This is a genomic window from Bacillus sp. 196mf (genome assembly GCF_003217275.1).
Classification (GTDB): Bacteria; Bacillota; Bacilli; order Bacillales; family Bacillaceae_G; genus Bacillus_A; species Bacillus_A thuringiensis_S.
The window spans coordinates 45389-60765 of sequence record NZ_QJTG01000021.1 but is presented as its reverse complement, the minus strand read 5'-3'; the positions used below and the strand labels follow the sequence as shown (position 1 = coordinate 60765).

Genomic DNA, 15377 nt, shown 5'->3' with positions numbered 1-15377 from the left:
AATGAACGTTAACATAATCGTTTTTTATAAAACATAAAATTCACACATTTCTCACAAATACACAAATAAAACGATTATATTTTCATATATACTAAATGTACAAGTAATACTCCCTAAACCCAGCTTGTCTGGTTACCCCGTTAAATATTATGAAAAAAGAACTTGTATCGTTATACAAGTTCTTTTTGTTTCTTTTATTTAAAGAGAATATCTTTACTATATTGATTTCCAACGAGTAAATCATATTGAAGCATTTTATATTGCTCTAACATTTCTTTTTGTTTCTTTGTTAAATCATTGATTACTTCTCCATTTTTATCAACTTTTAATTCATCTCTAAGCACTGGTATTTCCTTGTAAAGTTCCGATAAAAATTGATAAAATAAGGATTTATTTAATCCTGCATAATCAAAAATAAGATTAGAAAAATGAATTGGGCTTACTAAACCTAAATTATCATTTGGCATATCAAAGTTTGCATACATTAATAACGGAGTTTGCGCCATCGCTAAACGTTCGCTCGGTGTTTTTTCATTCGTTATATACCCATTTTCTTTATAAAAAGATTTATTTGTTCCTAATGATGGAAGATGATCTCCAAAGAATACTAATAATGTAGGTCTATCTAAATTATCTAGTTGCTCTATTAAATATTGAAGAGCCTCATCTGAACGTCTTAATCCTTCTGTATACGTCTCTAATTCTCCCTTTGATTCTTCATTTTCTAGACCGCTAATTTCTATTAGGTTTTCACCAAATCGGCCTTCTGTAAATGGAAAATGATTTTGCATCGTAACTGCATGAATAAATGTTGGCTGTTTTTGTTCCTCTAACTCAGCAATTATCTCTTTACTCATCGCTAAATCACTAATATAATCTCCATCAATATCCACATTTTCCATCGTGTCATCTGCATTAAACTTATCAAATCCTAACACCTTATATACATCGTCACGTTTAAAGAATGTGCGACCAAATGAATGAATTGCACTTGTGTAATAACCTTCTTTCTTCAACGCCGTAGGGATTGATGGAATTTCTTTCTTATTTGTAATGACCTGCTGATATGGTATAGAACCTGGCTTTAACAAACTCATTGAATAACTTGTTAATGCCTCAAATTCAACGTTCGCCGTATTTCCCCCAAATGTAGGAGAAATAGTTTGTCCACCAGGAAAGTTTTCTATATAATGATGTAAATTTGGTACAGGATCTTCACTAAAAGAAAGGTTAGTTACTTTCGTCGGATCCCAAAACGATTCACTCATTACAAAAATAATATTCGGTTTCTCTTTTTTCTTTTGGCTCCCTATATTTCCACTATATTGTTTTTTTATATCGTTTGCTATTTGAAGCATATTTTCTTTAGAATAATTTTTTGGTTTTTCCATAACTGTTGTATCTAAATTGCTAATAAACCCAAGTACAAAACCATTTGAAGCATAGTTCTCATTTTGATTCCACAAAACAAAATCTACACCTGATTTTTGAAATACTTTATTCATAAATGTATTCGCAAAATTACCGTACGCATATAAAACAAAAATAGATCCTACTACTAATAAGGCTCTAATTCCTAGATGAATCTTTACATTTTGAATATAGCTTCTCATATATATCCCTGCAACAATACAAGCTACGATACTTAAGATAATGACAAAAATATAGCTCCAGCTAAAATAGTCCATCACCATCGGTATAACAGATTGCATATGCGTAATTTGTGTGAAATCAGAAGGATATAACGGATCGCCTCTGAAAATAAGCTTTAAATAATTCACAATACCTAAAATGACTAACGTACAGCTCGTTAAAACCATACTTAGAAAAACCTTACCTATTAAATTATATACAAGAATATATATTGCATAAATTACTACAAAACTTAATATAAACTGCATATTATAAAAGTAAATCCAATTCATTGCCTCTATGAAAATCATATTAACTTGCATGACAATATAAAATAACGCTACTGTATGAGCTAGTAAAAGTAATATAAAATGCACTCGCAGAGATGCTCTAAGTATAGACATCTCTTTTTTATTGAAATGCGTAATATAAAACGTTATGCCCCATATGAAAATCATCATAACACTTAAAACAAGCTTTTGATTTAAATGATCTTTCATCATATCTAAATTAAAAACCTTTAAAATCATAAACAGCATAGTTATTACTAATAAAGTCACCATACTACTTATAATGCTAGAAATTAATATATTTCTTTTTGGAAGATGAAAAAGTGTAGAACCATACTTCAATTCATTCCCTCGTTTCTATGTCTTAATTTCCCTCGCATCGAAAGAACTATTTCTATTAAAATAACATATATTACATATTTCGTCTGCATACTTGTTTCTATCATAAATGTATTGTCTTAATATTCCCTTAATCAACAGTTAAATTGTGGCATACAAATTACTCATTCTTGAAAAACTTAATTTCAGCATTCCACTTTATGATACAATAACTATTTTTTAGAAGTCCTGCTATTAAAGATTTAACATGAAAATACGAAAGAATTAATAAAAAGGCGTTGCACGTTTTTAACAACTATTACTATAACGAAAAGAACCTGCCACAAGACAGGTTCTTTTCGTTATTTTATGATAAAAGAGAAAATGATTAGTATGTGTATTATATAAAGGGAAGCAGCCATATTTTCCATACGATACATACGAGTACTATAATTACAAAATCAAAAAAATCTAATCTCGGACCTTTTTTCATATTCATATGTAGCCACATATGAAACCACTTTATTTTTGTATATTTATGGATGTTTTTCTTTGCAAATCGGTAAATAAGCATTTGCATGATAAAAAATCCGGCCACAAAAATAAATAATAAGATGAGAAATCCAATCACAAAATTCCTCCTATTTTTGTAGCGTTTTTTCTACTATCCGATTTTTCAACACCCACTCTTCAAACTGGGCACTTCCAAATTCCCAGCTAAGATCGCGAGCATGTACAGAAAAAACGTAATGACCAGCATATTCGTCCATAAATCTCCCTAACCCTACATCGTCTTTCTGAATACCGTATACTCCAAAATTAAAATACACATCCCATACGTCTTCATTCTTTCTCTTATAAGCAATCGATTCCATATCACATTCTGTCCCGAAATAATCAAGATGTAAATGTACGCTATCATCGTATTCGTACTCCATTTTATCACCCCTTATATTTGTACTTCTTTACCACCAAAAAAATTCCTGCTATCTACACTCACATATGGGCGATTACCTACATATCATGCTTGTAGAGTGACTTCTAGGAGGTGTTATATAGTGAAAAAATTAATCGCGATTTTTTGCATCATGTTACTAGCTGTTTTTACTTTTGCTGCTTGTAGTAGTAAAAAAGAAGGTACGAAAGAACAAACTCAAAACATTCGCGTCGGCGAAGTTACCCATTCTCTCTTCTATGCCCCATTATATGTTGGGATTGAAAAAGGATTTTTTAAAGATGAAGGACTAAATATTGACCTACAAACAACAGCTGGTGGCGATAAAACGATGACCGCCCTATTATCTGGCGGAATTGATATTGCTCTCGTCGGTTCTGAAACGTCTATTTACGTTCATCAACAAGGAGCGAAAGACCCTGTCATTAATTTTGCACAGCTTACACAAACAGATGGGACATTTTTAGTTTCACGTAAAAAACTAGACTCTTTTAATTGGAATGACGTAAAAGGTGTTACATTTTTAGGACAGCGTAAAGGCGGCATGCCGCAAATGGTTGGAGAATACGTTTTAAAGAAAAATGGCATTGACCCTCATAAAGATACAAACTTAATTCAAAATATCGAGTTTGCTAATATTGCAAATGCCTTCTCATCTGGTACTGGAGAGTTTGTACAGCTCTTTGAACCGACTGCAAGTATACTTGAGAAAGAAGGTAAAGGTTATATCGTCGCTTCATTCGGAAATGAATCTGGTACTGTTCCTTATACAACGTTCATGGCAAAAGAAAGTTTCTTAAAGAAAGATAAAGCTGCTGCTGAAAAGTTCACACGTGCTCTCTATAAAGCACAGCAATGGGTTGATACACATAGTCCAGAAGAGATTGCTGATGCTGTTTCCCCGCTATTTAAAGACACTTCAAAAGACATAACAGTAAAAGTAATTGAACGGTACAAAAAACAGCATTCTTATGCGACAAATCCACTACTAGATGCGGAAGAATGGAAACAGCTCCAAACTATTATGAAAGACGCTGGCGAATTACAAAAAGAAGTCCCACATGAAGCGCTCGTCAATACAAAAATTGCCGAAAGCGTTATTAAGAAATAGAGGCGAAGTGTATGAGTTTTTTACAAATACGTAACGTTTCTCACTGCTTTTTTGCAAAAGAGAATGCCAAACTTATTCTCGAAGACATGAGCTTACAAGTGGAAGAAGGCGAATTTATTTCTATACTCGGTCCAAGTGGTTGTGGTAAAACAACGCTCCTCTCAATCATTGCTGGACTACTTGATCCAATTGACGGTATCGTCTTTTTAGATGGTGAACCGATTACAACGAAAACATCATCTATGGGATATATGTTGCAACAAGATTACTTATTCCCTTGGAAAACGATTGAAGAAAATATTATGCTCGGACTTCATATTCGAAAGATTTATGATGAGCAGATGAAAGAACATACTTTAAATCTTTTAAAACAAGTCGGTCTGCATGGTGTAGAAGAACAATATCCTCGTGAACTATCCGGCGGTATGCGTCAACGTGCCGCTCTCGTTCGAACATTAGCGACTGATCCGAAAATTTTATTACTAGATGAACCATTCTCCGCACTCGATTATCAAACGAAGTTAAAACTAGAAGAACTCGTTTTCAACTTACTAAATAAATATAAGAAAACATCACTACTTGTTACTCATGATATTGAAGAAGCGATTGCGATGAGTGATCGTATTTATTTACTGCAAGCGAATCCCGGAAAAATCGCAAAAACCTTTATCGTCCCGGAAAGTATCCGTTCTTTATCACCGTTAGAAGCACGCCATCACTACGATTTCCCAGCCCTCTTTCAAGATATATGGAAGGAGCTGGAACGACTTGGATAATATAAAACAACTACATGAACAATTTCGAAAGAACGAACGCAGACGCGCTTGGATTGCTCGCTCGCTACAACTTTTACTACTTATTCTTTTCTTTGCACTATGGGAAATAGCTAGTAAAAAAGAATGGATTGATCCTTTACTCTTTAGCTCTCCTTCGAGTATTTGGGATCTCTTCTTAACGAAATGGATCGACGGTTCACTTTGGGTCCACATATGGACGACATTACTGGAAACTGGAGTAGGCTTCATTCTCGGAACAGTACTTGGTGCTATTATTGCCACGTTCCTTTGGTGGATGCCACTTCTAGCCCGCGTACTTGATCCTTATCTCGTCGTCCTAAATGCAATGCCAAAAGTTGCACTCGGTCCAATCATCATCGTTATTTTCGGCCCAAACATTTCATCTTCTATCGCAATGGGAGTAATCATTTCCATCATCATTACCATTCTCGTTATTTACAGTGCATTTCAAGAAGTCGATTCTAACTATATAAAAGTGATGGACACATTTGGTGCAAATAAATGGCAATGTTATAAGCAAGTCGTTCTCCCTGCATCCTTTCCAGCAATTATCTCAACGTTAAAAGTAAACGTTGGTTTATCCTGGGTCGGTGTTATTTTCGGAGAACTTCTCGTTTCCAAACAAGGACTTGGCTACTTAATTAGCTACGGATTCCAAGTCTTTAACTTCACACTCGTCTTACTTAGCGTACTACTCACATGTGTTCTTGCAACTCTTATGTATGTATTTGTTGAGGCATTTGAAAAAATTCTAATTGGAAAAAGAAAAAGAAGCTGACTCAAAACAGTACGCTATAGTCAGCTTCTTTCTTTTACCTTTTATCACACATTTTCGTTTCATTTGTAATGTTTCCATCCGCAACCGTAACTGTATGGAAACAGTCTTTCACACGTACTGTAACGACATTATCTTTTCGATCTATCACATGATAATCATTAAACTTTTCATTCAAAGCACTACGAATTTGCTCCCCTTCAAAAATCGGAAAACCGTGAGACATTACCCAAATGAGACCAGCAACAGCAAGAATCGTTTTCATACGTTTCATTACCTCCTCGAGAGTAAACTTATAGTCCCTACAACACGCGCATTATAATTGTGTCTAAATTGTGACATTTTTATACTAATTCTATTTTATACCGCCAGTTCCTTCTTCTTTTAAAGAAAAATACAGAATTTTCAATTTTATAAACATAAAAAAACGCAAAGAATTAAAAATTCTTCACGCTTTACTTTAACGAAACTATATCGAACGCATAACTCACATTAGTCTCCACTTTGTTGTTCTATCGTTTTCGAAACATCATATAATCCTGACAGCACTTCCGCTCTCATTTTTACAAGCTCAGGGAACTGATAGAAGAAAGCAATTTTCTTATATTTTAACTCTGTTCCTTCTTTCACTTTTTTTGAATCTTGTAAAATGAACGCTGTAAATGTATCTGCGATATCTTCCGTTACATTTGTTGTTCCATACAACGATACAAACTCATCATGCTTTTCTTTATAAAATTTAATTTGTGCCTCTTCATTTTCTTCTACTTTCTTTTCTGTCCACTCTTGCTCAATTGGTTTCCAGAAAGAGTTATAAAATTGATTAATATAAGATTTTCCCTTCGCACATCCCTCTTGTAAGAAAAGATTTCCACATTTATTTCGGTACGTTGAAATATCTTTATCTTCTTCAAAAGCCTTTACATAGTTTTCATCTACTGGTATTTGCTTATGCCCGAGCGTCAACACGTGAGCCGTCTCATGAATTAATGTTTTCATCACTTCATCGATATTTACCGCAGAATCAAGCGTATCTAGGCTAAGAGTCCAGTCTTTCGGATTCTCCATACTCGGCATAACATGGGCAACAACACCGTCATAACCATCTGTTATTAAATCAAATTCTGTTATATTCCCACGATATTTAGCTGGAATGAGTGTACGATACATATCCCATAAGTCTTCATGATACCCTCTATCTTGACGTTGTTGTAGCACCTCTTCTTTCGCTTCTTTATCTTCAGCGAATACTTTATTTAAACGTTTCCGTTCTATTTTTTCAAAATAAGGATCTACAATTTCATCACCATCGATATAATAAGAAGCTAAAAAGAAATAACTTTCATCATCATCCTCATCATCTTTTTTCTGCTCTGCCTCTTTCATATCCGCACTTTCATGCTCTTCTATTTCATAATCTTCTACTGCTTCAAGCTCAGATAATCCATCTATTTTTTCATATACTTTTTGAAGTTTCTTATCTCCTATTTCCACACATTCTTCGTCTGTTTTACACACTTCTTTTTCTTTCACACTCTTCATAGAACTTTCGCATCCTGCTAGTAAGCCGATTGCAACGATAACCCCTACTAACTTGCCATACAGTCTCTTCATACAGTCCTCCATCAATACATTCTACAAAAATATAATAATCATTTTTTAACGAATATGCGATAATTAATTATAAAAACTGCAAGGAGGCTTCTCATGATTCGTGCAATCTTATTCGACTTAGATGGAACACTATTAGATCGGCGCCAATCTTTAGAACAATTTATTTGTGAACAATATAATCGCTTCTCCTCACATTTGATGAGTATAGAGAAATCAGAGTATTGTTCTCGATTTCTTGAACTCGATAATAATGGTTATACGTGGAAGGATAAAGTATATGCTACTCTCCTTTCCGAATACAACATTACTACTTTAACGCAAGAGCAACTGCTACACGACTATATTACAAACTTCCAACATCATTGTATTCCTTTCAAAAACACGCATGAACTACTTCAACAGTTAAAACAGCGAAACATTAAAATTGGTATTATCACAAATGGTTTTACTGAATTTCAGATGAGCAACCTTCGAGCACTACATATACATACGTATACAAACACCATTCTCGTTTCAGAAGCTGAAGGAATTAAAAAACCTCACCCTGAAATTTTCGAACGTGCTTTGCAAAGACTAGATGTTAAGGCAGAAGAATGTCTTTATGTTGGAGATCATCCAGAAAACGATGTGCTTGGTTCTGAACAAGTAGGGATTCTTGGTGTTTGGAAAAAAGATTCGTTTTGGGGTGATTTTAAGCATTCACGTATCGTAGATGATTTGTTGGAGGTGCTTTTGTTTTTAGAGGTGGAGATAAAAACACAATAATAGTAATTAAATTATATCAACAATTTTCACGATATCTTGATTCACCGACAAAAAATAATAAGAGGAGGCAGTTGTTCAAAAACGCCTCCTCTTCCTTTATTATTCATATACTGTAAACTGCGGTTTACTCGGATGATCTTTTACTAGCGCATCATCTGGAAACTTTGAAACTTTTTGATATACGGCAATGTCACCGATACAACCTGCTGTTAGTAGAATTCCTAAAAATGAGAGTGGCTCCAGATTCATAGCTAATCCCAATACAATTGGCAAAATTCCAGTTGGTAAAAACGGAAGCATTAACACTTTCTTCATTTGCTTTACTGTAACCGCCTGTTTAGAATAAGCATATGCAACACCTAATTTCCAATTAACGCCCCATTTTAGTTCACTCCACGGAACACCTCCGATATAGCGAAAGCCAATTAAATGTATCGCTTCATGAATACAAACGAGAACAATCATTGCGATAATAAAAAGAAACATCGTTAATAATGTAACTTCAACTTGAACCCCACCTGAAAGAAATATATGCAAATAACCAATTCCAAACGACAAAGCAATTATTATAAAAAATAAAGAAAAGTTTAATTTAACCATCGAAACAGTAACAGTCGTTTCTTTTCTTTTATCCATCTTCCCCCTCCTAAAATGTAAATATATCTTTACAAAATTGTATAATATACCCAAAATAATGTGAAGATATATTTACATTTATTCTTACATACAAAAAAAAGAAACCGGCCACTTTACTTCGTAAAACAGCCGATTTCTTCTATATGTTTCATCGTACGCGCTAATACGTCATCGCGCATTATAAAGCTAAATTTTCTATTCGTTTTAATGTTGTCAGGAATGTCTTTTAATAAAACAGACCCTTTCGTTTCTTCGTAATGCGTATGTTCTTCTACCGCACTAATTGTTGCAAAATAAATGTTTTTAATGATTATTTTGTCTTTTCCAGATACTTTGTATTGTCCTAAGTAAGTTAAATCAGAAACTATGCCGCCGGTTTCTTCATGAACCTCTCGAACTGCCGCTTCTTCCGGTGTTTCCCCTATTTCTACTTTACCACCTGGAAATTCAAGACCGCGACGTAAATGATGTGTTAATAACCATTGATCCCCGTACCGGCATACAACCCAAACATGCTTTGGCTCAGGAGAAAATGGATAACGTTCAAACGATAATTGTACAGTGTTGTGGTAATAATCTTTAAATTTGTACATGCCATTACTCCCCTATTGATGGTTACAAGTTTTTCCTACCACAAATTGTAGCATATTCTCGCTTTTCTGCATAATATTATCCAATTACAATCCATTGATTATTCCCATTTGTGCGACTAATTCTTTCGTCTCATGATTCCCTAAATCGTAAATCATTTTATATGCTTTTTGTAGTTGTTCATCATATCGGTCATTATTTGAATCGTGATGATACTCAACAAATGGAACGTGGGAGCGTACAAATGACCCTAAATCTTCTACATATGCTTGATCAAAGTGCTCTCTTAATTCCGTAATTTCCTCATCATTTGCGGAAATCTCAAAATTATACGTATCCGCCGTCTTCACTTGTGAAATTTGACCATTTCCTATTGATATATAATATGTTTTTTTCGTCTCCATGTAACACCCTTCTTTCATCCTTTTATTTTCTATTGTTTTCATTAATTACAAAATTATGTAAAATAAAGAAAAGGAGGGATTTTATGTTCAAAATATTAATTATCGGTATTATCATCGTCCTAATCATCCTCGTACTCTCCATCATGACAATTAATAAAGGCTATGCTTATAAACATTCCGTCGATAAACTAGAAGACAATCCTTATACAAAAAAGAATAAGGAGAATTCCTAATATGCTTCGTATACTTCGCATCATAGTAGCACTCACTGTGATCGTTATGTCGGCAATTGGATTATATACAGGTCAAAATAATTTTTTACCTCTTTCACAATTTCTATTAGGGGCTTTAATGTTTCTCATCGCATTTGAACAAATAAAGAAAAAGGAGGCAGCAACTGGATTTATTTGTATTATTGCCGGTGCTTTCATTTGGATTGTTCTCATCATTAGCTATATCAAATAAAAGGAGGTACATGCATGCTAAAAGGAGTACGGATTACTTTATCACTTATTGCTTTATCTATAGCAATCTATGGATTTTTTACTAGTAATAGAGAAATAATGCCGTATATGTTTATCTCTTTAGGAGTTATGGCCCTCACCATAAGTTTAGAGGAAATATTAAAAAGGCAAACAGGAGGTAGTGTGCTCGCTCTACTAGCAGGAGCCGCTGCTTTATTTATTGGTTTCACAGAAATATTCCGATAAATGGTCTAAAGGAGGCTATACAATGCTAACTCTAACTATATTACGGAGTTTTTTAGCATTTCTCATGCTTCTCTTACTCATTCTAAGCACTTATATCCATGTTACCGATAATTTTTTACTTCTCCCATACGTACAATTTATTCTCAGTTGTTTCTTTATTCTTCTAGGAATTAATGAATTGAAATCCGGACGAAAATCAATGAGTATCCCGTATTTTTTCGTTTCCAGTCTCATATTCTTCTTTTTAATATCAAACTACTTTCGTTATATGTAGAATGAAATTTTGACCAATTTAGCATTTATAATTATTTTCTCTCAGTAACTATTTCTTTCTACTTAAGGGGGATTCCATGTTAAAAAACATTCAAATTATAATCGCCACTATCGCTCTTTCTCTCGCCCTATTTAGCTTCTTTGCAAACTTCACTATTCTTTTACCTTACGTGTTTATCCTTTTAAGTATTATGTGTATCCTTTTTGGAATCGATGAAATAAAGAAGCCGCAAAAAACGAAAGCATTTGTTTATTTTCTCTGTTCTGCCTTTGTTTTATATGTTGGAGTGTCTAGTATACTTTCATAAAAAAAGAACATGTTCGCTCTTAATAAAATAAAAAACTGCCCTTTCACAGGCAGTTTTTTATTTTATCCAAACACTTTCTCAAGTTCATCTTTATCTTGGCTTAACCAGAAGTTCATTAAGCGTTGTGCTCCTTCTAAGTCGTGAAGCTTCGCTTGACCACATTGTGTTTCATTTGCAGCTGGAATTTCTGTAATTTGAACCGCATCTTTTAATGTTAGTTCTAATAAATCAATGATTTCTCGTACTGTCGGTGTTCCGCTTACTACAAGATAATATCCTGTTTGGCAGCCCATCGGTGAAATATCGATAATATCAAAATGCGGATAACGATCAATATATTTACGTAAATTAAATGCTAATAAATGTTCTAACGTATGAATAACATCTGGTTTCATTGCTTGTTTATTCGGTTGGCAAAAACGAATATCGAATTTATTTACAATACCGTCACTACCTACATTGTGAACTCCGCAATGTCTTACATAAGGTGCCTTTACAATCGTATGATCTAATTCAAAGCTTTCTACTGATGGCATACAACATCTCTCCCGCTTTTAATTTAATTCCGTTATATCCAATATGATATAACGGAAATGCACATTAGTAAAGTATTATGTACAGTCGTGCTATAATACTTTAAGACTATGCTGAAAAGGAGACCATTATGAAACAGATTTTTATTGGGATTATACGCTTTTATCAAAAGTTCATTTCTCCGATGACACCACCAACTTGCCGCTTTTATCCGACTTGTTCTCATTACGGATTAGAGGCGTTTCAAAAACATGGTGCCCTCAAAGGCTTTTGGCTTACTTGTAAGCGTATATTAAAATGTCACCCTTTCCACCCGGGAGGATTTGATCCTGTCCCAGATAAAAAGGATGACAAAGTAAATTCTTAATTGTCGTAACCATTCACAACTAAATCTAATTTTCCTGTATCAGGATCTATAACAAGACCGTGAACAGGCACTTCTTCTGGAAGTAATGGATGGTTGCGAAGTATCGATACGCTATGTTCTACACTTTCTTCTACACTAGAGAACCCTTGTAGGAATCTTTCTAAATCGATTCCAGAATAACGGAGTGTATCTAATTTCTCATTTGTTATACCCCGCTCTTTCATCTTCTCAATTGTACTGCTTGCTTGAATTTTTGCCATACCGCAATCGTGGTGACCAACTACACAAACTTCATCAGCACCAAGTTCATATACAGCAACTAAAATACTACGCATAATACTTCCGAATGGATGTGAGATAACAGCTCCTGCTACTTTAATAATTTTCACATCACCGTTACGCATATTCATTGCTTTTGGTAATAATTCAACAAGACGAGTATCCATACAAGAGATAATTACCATTTTTTTATTCGGGAATTTTCCCGTTTCATACTCTTCGTATCTTTTCTCTTCAACAAATTTTTCATTGTATTGTAAAATCTCTTCTAATGACTTCATAGTAAAAAACCCTCTTTTCTCTCATTTACATTACTTATATAGTGTACCAAAATATGAAAAACTCAAAAAGGATATCGCTTTATAGTAAAAATAAGATATTTTCAGATAATCGACATAATTCTTTCAAAATATACACACAGCTTTGTAACAAGTCTCACATACTTCAAACGTATTTTCACTATAAACTGATTGTAGATAATGTAAAAAAGGAGTGAATATTTATTATGTCCGACGTTCTGTTACTGAGTCGTTTTCAATTTGCAATTACTATTTTTTATCACTTTTTATTTGTACCTTTGACAATCGGACTTGTCATTTTAGTAGCATGTATGGAAACTCAATACGCCCGCACATTGAATCCAACATACCGTAAAATGGCAAATTTCTGGGGTAAATTATTTACAATTAACTTCGTAATGGGGATTATAACTGGGATTACGATGGAATTCCAATTTGGAACGAACTGGTCTGAGTACTCCAAATATATGGGAGATATTTTCGGATCACCTCTCGCAATCGAAGCACTCGTTGCCTTCTTCTTAGAATCTACTTTCATGGGAATATGGTTATTCGGTAAAGACAAAATTTCACCAAAGTTCCGTGCCTTCTGTATGTGGATGGTTGCACTTGGAACAAACATTTCCGCACTTTGGATTATTACAGCAAACGGATTTATGCAAAACCCTGTTGGCTACGTAGTACGTAATGGCCGCGCTGAATTAAATGATTTCTGGGCACTCGTTACAAATCCATATGCTTGGAATATGTTCTTCCATACTGTAGTTGGTTGTTATATCGTAGGTGCTTTCTTCGTTATGGCAATTAGTGCCTATCACTTATTACGTAAAAATGAAGTGGAATTCTTCAAAAAATCATTTAAGTTTGGTTTAATGTTAGGCTTATTCGCCGCAACAATTACACCGTTTATGGGACATCAATCTGGTGTATCAGCAGCTAAATATCAACCAGCAAAAGGAGCTGCGATGGAAGCAGTTTGGGAAACTGGAAAAGGACAAGGCTTCTCAATTGTTCAAATTCCTGATGTAAAAAATGAGAAAAACTTTGAATTCCTTACGATTCCAAAACTCGGAAGCTTCTTCTATACAAACTCATTTGATGGCGAAATTGTTGGTTTAAAAGATATTCCGAAAGATGAACGTCCAAATGTTAACCTCGTGTATTATAGCTTCCGCTTAATGGTTGCACTTGGTATGTTCTTTATGGCATTAACTTGGTATGGCTTCTATTTAAACCGAAAAGGAAAACTAGAAAACTCAAAACGTTATTTAAAAATTACAATATGGTCTGTCTTACTTCCTTATATCGCGATTAACGCAGGATGGATTGTCGCTGAAGTAGGTCGCCAACCTTGGACAGTATATAAACTAATGCGTACAGCAGAATCTGTATCACCTATATCTGTCCCGCAAATTTGGTTCTCATTAATTAGTTTAATTTTGTTCTACACTTTACTTTTAATCGCAGACGTCTACTTAATGCTGAAGTTCGCGAAAAAAGGACCTGCAGCATTAGAAGAACCTGCTACTGAGGGAGGTGTGGCCCATGTCTCATGATATGCTTGCAATCATCTGGTTTGGTTTATGGGGCGTGATTTGGACAGTTTACTTCATTCTTGACGGGTATGCACTTGGTAACGGAATGATCTTTCCTTTCGTTACGAAAGATCGACAAGAACGAAATCAATTACAAGAAGCAATTGGCCCATTCTGGGGCGGTAATGAAGTGTGGTTAATTACAGCTGGTGGCGCAACATTTGCTGCCTTCCCAGTCACATATGCAAATATGTTTAGTTATCTATATACACCGTTATTCTTAGTATTACTTGCACTGTTTGCGCGTGCCGCTGGACTGGAATTCATGCATAAAGATGATTCACCGATTTGGCAAAAAACTTGTAAATGGGCATTTGCAATTGGCAGTTTTTTAATTGCTTTCCTATTCGGTGTTACGTTCGCTAATCTTTATTACGGACTACAAATCGGAAAAAATGGTTATGAAGGAAATTTACTTAGCTTACTAAACCATTACGGTATTTTAGGAGGGTTGTTCTTCACTGCTATATTTGTCGTATCCGGTGCCCTTTGGGTCATGATTAAAACGACTGGTGAAGTATCCGACCGTGCTTATAAAATCGCAAGACCATTTTCAATGGCTGCAGCTATTATTTTAGCTATCTTCTATGTAGCAACTGCTAATCGGACAAACTTATTCCAAAACTTTACGGAATATCCGGTACTATTCATTCTTCCAGTACTTGCAATGCTAATGAGTGTACTCGCACTTATTATGGTGTACAAACATAAAATCGGCCTTGCATTCACATTCGTTTGTCTAACAATCGCAATGTTTATGACAACTGGCTTTGCAGGTATGTTCCCAAGAATGTTACCATCCCGTATTAACGATGCATACAGTACAACGTTATACAACGCAGCTGGTAGTCAATTAAACTTAAAAATTATGTTCTTCGTAGCAATGGTCATGGTACCAATCGTTATTGGATATCAGCTTTGGAGCTACAGTATTTTTAAAAATAAAATTCATAAAGACTCTGCTAAAGGATATCACTAAAATAAAAAAGACACTTCGTTTGAAGTGTCTTTTTTTGTACGTATGATTTTCGATAAGATGTTATATTTCTAATCTAACAACTACACTATAGAAGAATCATTAACAGCTCACAGCTAGATTGTATCATAGGGCAACTTCATCATTT

Annotated in this window: 21 protein-coding genes; 11 read left to right on the top strand and 10 right to left on the bottom strand. The window is 34.5% G+C overall.

Going from position 1 to position 15377, the window contains the following annotated elements; translation table 11 throughout:
- Positions 1–194: 194 nt before the first annotated feature.
- The 3 genes from ATL10_RS23215 to ATL10_RS23205 all read right to left on the bottom strand — a co-directional run bounded on the left by ATL10_RS23215 (position 195) and on the right by ATL10_RS23205 (position 3178).
- The gene (locus ATL10_RS23215) at positions 195–2264 is read right to left on the bottom strand and encodes an LTA synthase family protein (protein WP_098236122.1); all 2070 of its coding nucleotides are present in this window, start codon (positions 2262–2264) and stop codon (positions 195–197) included.
- Positions 2265–2640: 376 nt separating this feature from the next.
- Positions 2641–2871 (bottom strand): hypothetical protein, encoded by a 231-nt coding sequence (locus tag ATL10_RS23210; RefSeq protein WP_000578980.1) that lies wholly within the window; start codon positions 2869–2871, stop codon positions 2641–2643.
- 10 nt (positions 2872–2881) lie between these two features.
- Complete coding sequence (locus tag ATL10_RS23205; protein ID WP_110497582.1) at positions 2882–3178, bottom strand: DUF3986 family protein; 297 nt, start codon at positions 3176–3178, stop codon at positions 2882–2884.
- Between the two features lie 120 nt (positions 3179–3298).
- Here ATL10_RS23205 and ATL10_RS23200 point away from each other — a divergent pair, with 120 nt between their 5' ends.
- The 3 genes from ATL10_RS23200 to ATL10_RS23190 are packed head-to-tail and all read left to right on the top strand — an operon-like array spanning position 3299 to position 5881.
- Positions 3299–4306, top strand: coding sequence for an ABC transporter substrate-binding protein (locus tag ATL10_RS23200; RefSeq protein WP_000733141.1), 1008 nt, complete (start codon positions 3299–3301; stop codon positions 4304–4306).
- Positions 4307–4317: 11 nt separating this feature from the next.
- Positions 4318–5082: an ABC transporter ATP-binding protein gene (locus ATL10_RS23195; protein WP_000009022.1), complete on the top strand. Its 765-nt coding sequence runs from the start codon at positions 4318–4320 to the stop codon at positions 5080–5082.
- Positions 5075–5881, top strand: a complete 807-nt coding sequence (locus tag ATL10_RS23190; RefSeq protein WP_000368798.1) for an ABC transporter permease — start codon at positions 5075–5077, stop codon at positions 5879–5881. The genes ATL10_RS23195 and ATL10_RS23190 overlap by 8 nt, the downstream gene beginning before the upstream one ends.
- 34 nt (positions 5882–5915) lie before the next feature.
- On the opposite strand, the gene ATL10_RS23185 is transcribed toward ATL10_RS23190, so the two are convergent.
- A complete protein-coding gene (locus ATL10_RS23185) occupies positions 5916–6143 on the bottom strand; it encodes a hypothetical protein (RefSeq protein ID WP_000849112.1) in 228 nt (75 codons plus the stop codon).
- 227 nt (positions 6144–6370) lie between these two features.
- Positions 6371–7492: a recombinase family protein gene (locus ATL10_RS23180; protein WP_110497580.1), complete on the bottom strand. Its 1122-nt coding sequence runs from the start codon at positions 7490–7492 to the stop codon at positions 6371–6373.
- 93 nt (positions 7493–7585) lie between these two features.
- Between ATL10_RS23180 and ATL10_RS23175 the strand changes: the two genes are divergently transcribed.
- Complete coding sequence (locus tag ATL10_RS23175; protein WP_000617258.1) at positions 7586–8257, top strand: HAD family hydrolase; 672 nt, start codon at positions 7586–7588, stop codon at positions 8255–8257.
- 99 nt (positions 8258–8356) lie between these two features.
- Here ATL10_RS23175 and ATL10_RS23170 read toward each other — a convergent pair whose 3' ends face one another.
- The 3 genes from ATL10_RS23170 to ATL10_RS23160 all read right to left on the bottom strand — a co-directional run bounded on the left by ATL10_RS23170 (position 8357) and on the right by ATL10_RS23160 (position 9888).
- Positions 8357–8893, bottom strand: a complete 537-nt coding sequence (locus ATL10_RS23170; RefSeq protein WP_110497578.1) for a DUF3267 domain-containing protein — start codon at positions 8891–8893, stop codon at positions 8357–8359.
- 113 nt (positions 8894–9006) lie between these two features.
- On the bottom strand, positions 9007–9486 hold the full coding sequence (gene mutTA, locus ATL10_RS23165) for an antimutator 8-oxo-(dGTP/GTP)ase (RefSeq protein WP_000276382.1): 480 nt from the start codon (positions 9484–9486) through the stop codon (positions 9007–9009).
- A gap of 84 nt (positions 9487–9570) precedes the next feature.
- Positions 9571–9888, bottom strand: a complete 318-nt coding sequence (locus ATL10_RS23160; protein ID WP_000448409.1) for a hypothetical protein — start codon at positions 9886–9888, stop codon at positions 9571–9573.
- Positions 9889–9971: 83 nt separating this feature from the next.
- Here ATL10_RS23160 and ytzI point away from each other — a divergent pair, with 83 nt between their 5' ends.
- The 4 genes from ytzI to ATL10_RS23140 all read left to right on the top strand — a co-directional run bounded on the left by ytzI (position 9972) and on the right by ATL10_RS23140 (position 11179).
- Entirely contained in the window at positions 9972–10121 is a 150-nt protein-coding gene (gene ytzI / locus ATL10_RS23155) for a YtzI protein (protein WP_000472791.1), read from the top strand.
- A gap of 1 nt (position 10122) precedes the next feature.
- Positions 10123–10353 (top strand): DUF3953 domain-containing protein, encoded by a 231-nt coding sequence (locus tag ATL10_RS23150; RefSeq protein WP_000944455.1) that lies wholly within the window; start codon positions 10123–10125, stop codon positions 10351–10353.
- A gap of 14 nt (positions 10354–10367) precedes the next feature.
- Complete coding sequence (locus tag ATL10_RS23145; RefSeq protein ID WP_000912059.1) at positions 10368–10598, top strand: DUF3953 domain-containing protein; 231 nt, start codon at positions 10368–10370, stop codon at positions 10596–10598.
- 350 nt (positions 10599–10948) lie between these two features.
- The gene (locus tag ATL10_RS23140; RefSeq protein ID WP_071713474.1) at positions 10949–11179 is read left to right on the top strand and encodes a YczI family protein; all 231 of its coding nucleotides are present in this window, start codon (positions 10949–10951) and stop codon (positions 11177–11179) included.
- A 62-nt stretch (positions 11180–11241) separates the two neighbouring features.
- Here ATL10_RS23140 and luxS read toward each other — a convergent pair whose 3' ends face one another.
- Positions 11242–11715: an S-ribosylhomocysteine lyase LuxS gene (gene luxS, locus ATL10_RS23135; RefSeq protein ID WP_001141371.1), complete on the bottom strand. Its 474-nt coding sequence runs from the start codon at positions 11713–11715 to the stop codon at positions 11242–11244.
- A 128-nt stretch (positions 11716–11843) separates the two neighbouring features.
- Between luxS and yidD the strand changes: the two genes are divergently transcribed.
- A complete protein-coding gene (yidD, locus tag ATL10_RS23130; protein WP_000809334.1) occupies positions 11844–12080 on the top strand; it encodes a membrane protein insertion efficiency factor YidD in 237 nt (78 codons plus the stop codon).
- Here yidD and ATL10_RS23125 read toward each other — a convergent pair.
- Positions 12077–12640, bottom strand: coding sequence for a beta-class carbonic anhydrase (locus tag ATL10_RS23125; RefSeq protein WP_000838173.1), 564 nt, complete (start codon positions 12638–12640; stop codon positions 12077–12079). The two genes, yidD and ATL10_RS23125, sit on opposite strands and share 4 nt — an antisense overlap.
- Before the next feature lie 224 nt (positions 12641–12864).
- Between ATL10_RS23125 and cydA the strand changes: the two genes are divergently transcribed.
- Both cydA and cydB read left to right on the top strand, forming a co-directional pair.
- Positions 12865–14214, top strand: a complete 1350-nt coding sequence (gene cydA / locus ATL10_RS23120) for a cytochrome ubiquinol oxidase subunit I (RefSeq protein ID WP_001286188.1) — start codon at positions 12865–12867, stop codon at positions 14212–14214.
- Positions 14204–15232, top strand: a complete 1029-nt coding sequence (cydB, locus tag ATL10_RS23115; RefSeq protein ID WP_000017662.1) for a cytochrome d ubiquinol oxidase subunit II — start codon at positions 14204–14206, stop codon at positions 15230–15232. The genes cydA and cydB overlap by 11 nt, the downstream gene beginning before the upstream one ends.
- Positions 15233–15377 lie beyond the last annotated feature (145 nt).

Excerpts from the sequence above, each read along its gene's own strand:
- ATL10_RS23205 (WP_110497582.1), bottom strand. The coding sequence starts at position 3,178 with ATGGAGTACGAATACGATGATAGCGTACATTTACATCTTGATTATTTC.
- luxS (WP_001141371.1), bottom strand. The coding sequence starts at position 11,715 with ATGCCATCAGTAGAAAGCTTTGAATTAGATCATACGATTGTAAAGGCA.
- ATL10_RS23185 (WP_000849112.1), bottom strand. The coding sequence starts at position 6,143 with ATGAAAACGATTCTTGCTGTTGCTGGTCTCATTTGGGTAATGTCTCAC.
- ATL10_RS23125 (WP_000838173.1), bottom strand. The coding sequence starts at position 12,640 with ATGAAGTCATTAGAAGAGATTTTACAATACAATGAAAAATTTGTTGAA.
- cydB (WP_000017662.1), top strand. The coding sequence starts at position 14,204 with ATGTCTCATGATATGCTTGCAATCATCTGGTTTGGTTTATGGGGCGTG.
- ATL10_RS23170 (WP_110497578.1), bottom strand. The coding sequence starts at position 8,893 with ATGGATAAAAGAAAAGAAACGACTGTTACTGTTTCGATGGTTAAATTA.
- ATL10_RS23145 (WP_000912059.1), top strand. The coding sequence starts at position 10,368 with ATGCTAAAAGGAGTACGGATTACTTTATCACTTATTGCTTTATCTATA.
- ATL10_RS23195 (WP_000009022.1), top strand. The coding sequence starts at position 4,318 with ATGAGTTTTTTACAAATACGTAACGTTTCTCACTGCTTTTTTGCAAAA.
- ATL10_RS23140 (WP_071713474.1), top strand. The coding sequence starts at position 10,949 with ATGTTAAAAAACATTCAAATTATAATCGCCACTATCGCTCTTTCTCTC.
- yidD (WP_000809334.1), top strand. The coding sequence starts at position 11,844 with ATGAAACAGATTTTTATTGGGATTATACGCTTTTATCAAAAGTTCATT.
- ATL10_RS23180 (WP_110497580.1), bottom strand. The coding sequence starts at position 7,492 with ATGAAGAGACTGTATGGCAAGTTAGTAGGGGTTATCGTTGCAATCGGC.
- cydA (WP_001286188.1), top strand. The coding sequence starts at position 12,865 with ATGTCCGACGTTCTGTTACTGAGTCGTTTTCAATTTGCAATTACTATT.
- ATL10_RS23160 (WP_000448409.1), bottom strand. The coding sequence starts at position 9,888 with ATGGAGACGAAAAAAACATATTATATATCAATAGGAAATGGTCAAATT.
- ATL10_RS23175 (WP_000617258.1), top strand. The coding sequence starts at position 7,586 with ATGATTCGTGCAATCTTATTCGACTTAGATGGAACACTATTAGATCGG.
- ATL10_RS23150 (WP_000944455.1), top strand. The coding sequence starts at position 10,123 with ATGCTTCGTATACTTCGCATCATAGTAGCACTCACTGTGATCGTTATG.
- ytzI (WP_000472791.1), top strand. The coding sequence starts at position 9,972 with ATGTTCAAAATATTAATTATCGGTATTATCATCGTCCTAATCATCCTC.
- mutTA (WP_000276382.1), bottom strand. The coding sequence starts at position 9,486 with ATGTACAAATTTAAAGATTATTACCACAACACTGTACAATTATCGTTT.